The 915-nt window shown below is 39.3% G+C and carries 1 pseudogene; it reads right to left on the bottom strand.

Annotation, left to right across the window (positions count from 1 at the left end):
- Positions 1 to 915: pseudogene (locus JUB15_RS28305) on the bottom strand (hypothetical protein); the annotation flags it as partial.

The raw sequence follows: 915 nt of genomic DNA, 5'->3' as shown, positions 1-915 counted from the left end.
AATACCGGTAACACTGAAATCAATATTTGCCGATTTATTAAAAATTGCAGTTGCACCGGAACCGGAAACCCATTGATTAAAATCTGCACCTAAAATGCGGTTCACGTTATCGTAATTAAAATCATACTTTCTTTTTGTATCGTCTCCTTTGCTTTTCCATACCATGCCTGCAATATTACCATCATATTTCGGCGAATACGTTCCTATTACCCCATTCTTATCATAGCCAAGATCAAAGCCAAAATAATTGGTATTATTATTATCACTTACATAATTCCTGTTGGCGCCCAATAACCATCCTCGTATATTGTAATCGTAGGTTAGTGATTCCAAAGGATTGTTTGGATCAGCACCCAACTTCCTTACCTTTTCCTGCCCCAGCGCATCATACTCAATGGTTGATATAGGTCTCCAGGCACTGCCATTTACACTTTTCTCTATAGACTTTAATCTTCCCAAATCATCGAAATTGTTCTTTGTAGCTATCTCAAAGGTTTGCGCATTATTACCCAGCTTTTGATTTGTTACATGGCTTCTTAGCAGCTGACCCGAAAAACTATATTGATTAGTAACTACATCCATTCCGCCTGTATAGTTAAGCGTCTGAATTTGAATAATTCGCTGCTTTTCATCGTACAGGTTGCAGGTAATGATGTATGTATTCTCATTCAGTACTTTGGCTTTCGTCCACGTCACCATTCCCCTCACTAAAGAAACAGGCGTTAAAGGATCGGGATAATCAGCAGCAGATGCATTCATATAATTACCGTACCCACTGGGATATAAAGATGTGGTATAGAAACCTGATGGTATGCCACTATAGTCGTCGTAGTGTGTTTCTGTAAGCAGTTCCCACCCTGTACTTACATCTGGATAAGATATACTGTTTAATGCGCCTGCCAGATGACTGGCCAA

The sequence above is a fragment of the Longitalea luteola genome (genome assembly GCF_017356035.1).
GTDB classification, from domain to species: domain Bacteria; phylum Bacteroidota; class Bacteroidia; order Chitinophagales; family Chitinophagaceae; genus Niastella; species Niastella luteola.
The sequence above is the reverse complement of the archived record's forward strand: the minus strand, read 5'-3'. Positions and strand labels throughout refer to the sequence as shown.